The 4,051-nt window shown below is 69.1% G+C and carries 1 protein-coding gene; it reads left to right on the top strand.

What is annotated here, in order from left to right; all coding sequences use genetic code 11:
- The first annotated feature begins 250 nt into the window (after nt 1-250).
- Nucleotides 251-4,006, top strand: coding sequence for a multifunctional oxoglutarate decarboxylase/oxoglutarate dehydrogenase thiamine pyrophosphate-binding subunit/dihydrolipoyllysine-residue succinyltransferase subunit (locus tag ACFUK0_RS39630; RefSeq protein WP_380258853.1), 3,756 nt, complete (start codon nt 251-253; stop codon nt 4,004-4,006).
- Nucleotides 4,007-4,051 lie beyond the last annotated feature (45 nt).

Below are 4,051 nucleotides of genomic sequence, written 5' to 3'. Positions count from 1 at the left end.
GCTGTCCGCCATACGGACAGCCGGAGCCCGGTTTTTGCCCTGGTTTGTACGGGTATGACCAGCGATCGGAACCGGTCGGTTCCCGCGATCCGGGAACTTCTAACGCACAATTTCAGCCAAATTGCAGGTCAGGACTGTGATCTGGATGACGCCTGGCCCCTGAGGACTGCGCGATCACTGGTCAGGGGCGTAGCCTTAATCCCCGCTGTCCAACCATCCAAAAAGGAAGCGGAAGAGGGCGGTTGCCGCCGTGTCGCCACAGTCCCCTGAAACCCCCAACAGCTCGGCCCCACGCACTACGACGGAGCCCTCGGGCTTCGGCCCCAATGAGTGGCTCGTCGACGAGATCTACCAGCAGTACCTCCAGGATCCCAACTCGGTCGACCGAGCCTGGTGGGACTTTTTCGCCGACTACAAGCCCGGTACCGAGGTGACTCCAGTGACCCAGGCCGCGACCCAGGTCGGCCCCACGCCGACCCCCGTTGCCGCCCCTGCCCCTGCTGCCGTTCCTGCGGAGCCCGCGCCAACTGCCCCGGCCGCACCCGCGCCCGTGCAGCAGGCTCCCGCTCCGCTGGCCGCAGCACCGGCCGCCCCGCCGGCCCCGAAGGCAGCGGCTCCGGCCGCCGCCCCGGTCGCCACCACGGGCCCCGAGCTCGTCCCGCTGCGTGGTCCGGCCAAGGCCGTCGCCACCAACATGGACGCCTCGCTCGAGGTCCCGACCGCGACCTCCGTGCGCGCCGTGCCGGCCAAGCTGCTGATCGACAATCGCATTGTCATCAACAACCACCTGCAGCGCGCCCGCGGCGGCAAGGTCTCCTTCACGCACCTGATCGGCTACGCCCTGGTGCAGGCCGTCAAGGCCAGCCCGGCGATGAACCACAGCTACGTGGTGAAGGACGGCAAGCCGTTCCTGGTCAAGCCGGACCACGTGAACCTGGGCCTGGCGATCGACCTGGTGAAGCCGAACGGCGACCGCCAGCTCGTGGTCGCGGCGATCAAGAAGGCCGAGACCCTCGACTTCTTCGGCTTCTGGCAGGCCTACGAGGACATCGTCCGCCGGGCCCGCGCCAACAAGCTGACCATGGACGACTTCACCGGCGTCACGGTCTCGCTGACCAACCCCGGCGGCATCGGCACCGTGCACTCCGTGCCGCGCCTGATGCAGAACCAGGGCACCATCGTCGGCGTCGGCGCCATGGAGTACCCGGCCGAGTTCCAGGGCTCGTCCCCGGACACCCTGGCCAAGCTGGGCATCTCCAAGATCATGACGCTCACCTCGACCTACGACCACCGGGTCATCCAGGGTGCGGCGTCGGGCGAGTTCCTGCGCACCATCCACCAGCTCCTGCTGGGTGAGCACGGCTTCTACGACGAGGTCTTCGAGTCCCTCCGGATCCCGTACGAGCCGGTGCGCTGGGCGACCGACGTCGCCACCACCCACGACGACGAGGTCAACAAGACCGCGCGCGTCATGGAGCTGATCCACTCCTACCGGGTCCGCGGCCACCTGATGGCCGACACCGACCCGCTGGAGTACAAGCAGCGCAAGCACCCCGACCTGGACGTCGTGGAGCACGGGCTGACCCTGTGGGACCTGGAGCGCGAGTTCGCCGTCGGCGGCTTCGGCGGCCAGAAGATGATGAAGCTCCGCGACATCCTCGGCCTGCTGCGCGCCTCGTACTGCCGCACCGTCGGCATCGAGTACATGCACATCCAGGACCCGAAGCAGCGCAAGTGGCTGCAGGAGCGCCTGGAGAAGCCGTACACCAAGCCGGAGCGCGAGGAGCAGCTGCGCATCCTGCGCCGGCTGAACTCGGCCGAGGCCTTCGAGACCTTCCTGCAGACGAAGTACGTCGGCCAGAAGCGCTTCTCGCTGGAGGGCGGCGAGTCGCTCATCCCGCTGCTCGACGCGACCATCGACTCGGCCGCCGAGCACCGCCTCGACGAGGCCGTGATCGGGATGGCCCACCGCGGCCGCCTCAACGTGCTCGCCAACATCGTCGGCAAGCCGTACGGCAAGATCTTCGGCGAGTTCGAGGGCAACCTCGACCCGAAGTCGATGCACGGCTCCGGCGACGTCAAGTACCACCTGGGCTCCGAGGGCACCTTCACCGGCCTGGACGGCGAGACCATCAAGGTGTCGCTGGCCGCGAACCCCTCCCACCTGGAGACGGTCGACCCGGTCGTCGAGGGCATCGCCCGCGCCAAGCAGGACGTCCTGGACCAGGGCGGCACCACCTTCCCGGTGCTGCCGATCCAGATCCACGGCGACGCGGCCTTCGCGGGCCAGGGCGTGGTCGCGGAGACCCTGAACATGTCGCAGCTGCGCGGCTACCGCACCGGCGGCACCGTGCACATCGTGGTGAACAACCAGGTCGGCTTCACCGCCGCCCCGGCGTCCTCGCGCTCCTCGATGTACTGCACCGACGTGGCCCGCATGATCGAGGCCCCGATCTTCCACGTGAACGGCGACGACCCGGAGGCCGTGGTCCGCATCGCGCGGCTCGCCTTCGAGTTCCGCCAGGAGTTCCACAAGGACGTCGTGATCGACCTCATCTGCTACCGCCGCCGCGGTCACAACGAGGCCGACAACCCGTCGTTCACCCAGCCGCTGATGTACGACCTGATCGACAAGAAGCGCTCGGTGCGCAAGCTCTACACCGAGGGCCTGATCGGCCGTGGCGACATCACCATGGAAGAGGCGGAGCAGGCGCTCCAGGACTTCCAGGGCCAGCTGGAGAAGGTCTTCTCCGAGGTCCGCGACGCCGCCCAGACCCCGGCCGGCGGGGCCGCCGGCAAGCCGCAGGCGGACTTCCCGGTCAACATCCAGACCGGCATCTCGCAGGAGATGGTCAAGCGGATCGCCGCCTCGCAGGTCAACCTGCCGGAGTGGCTGACCGTCCACCCGCGCCTGCTGCCGCAGCTGCAGCGCCGCGCGGCCTCGGTCGAGGACAACACCATCGACTGGGCCATGGGCGAGACCCTCGCCATCGGCTCGCTGCTGATGGAGGGCCACCCCGTCCGCCTGGCCGGCCAGGACAGCCGCCGCGGCACCTTCGGCCAGCGCCACGCGGTGCTGATCGACCGGGTCACCGGCGACGACTACACCCCGCTGCTGTACCTGACCGAGGACCAGGCCCGCTACACCGTCTACGACAGCCTGCTGTCGGAGTACGCGGCGATGGGCTTCGAGTACGGCTACTCGCTGACCCGGCCGAACGCGCTGGTCATGTGGGAGGCGCAGTTCGGTGACTTCGTCAACGGCGCGCAGACCATCGTGGACGAGTACATCGCGTCCGCCGAGCAGAAGTGGGGCCAGCACTCCGGCGTCACCCTGCTGCTGCCGCACGGCTACGAGGGCCAGGGGCCGGACCACTCGTCCGCCCGCCCCGAGCGCTTCCTGCAGCTGTGCGCGCAGAACAACATGACGGTCGCGATGCCGACCCTGCCGTCGAACTACTTCCACCTGCTGCGCTGGCAGACGCACAACCCGCACCACAAGCCGCTGGTCGTCTTCACCCCGAAGTCGATGCTGCGTCTGAAGGCCGCGGCGAGTGCGGCGGAGGAGTTCACCAGCGGCTCGTTCCGCCCGGTCATCGGTGACACCACCGTCGACCCGGCGAACGTGCGCAAGGTGGTCATCACCGCCGGCAAGTTCTACTACGACGTGGCGGCGGCCCGCGCCGAGCGCGGGGTCACCGACACCGCGATCGTCCGGGTCGAGCGGCTCTACCCGCTGCCGGTCGCCGAGCTCCAGGAGGAGCTGGGCAAGTACGGCAACGACGTCCAGTTCGTCTGGGCGCAGGAGGAGCCGGCCAACCAGGGTGCCTGGCCGTTCATCGCGATGAACCTGGTCGACCACCTGCAGGTGGCCATCGGCCGCAGCGCCGGCGACTCCCGCCTGCGCCGCGTCGCCCGCACCGCGTCCTCGGCCCCGGCCGTCGGCTCGGCCAAGCGGCACGCCGCCGAGCAGCAGGCGCTGCTGGAGGAGATCTTCACCCTCTGACCCCGGTCGGACACCCAGGGCCCGGCCCCCGCACCTGTTGCGGGG

It is taken from the genome of Kitasatospora sp. NPDC057223, assembly GCF_042669755.1.
In the GTDB taxonomy this organism is placed as follows: domain Bacteria; phylum Actinomycetota; class Actinomycetes; order Streptomycetales; family Streptomycetaceae; genus Kitasatospora.
This window is presented reverse-complemented; position numbering and strand designations above follow the sequence as displayed.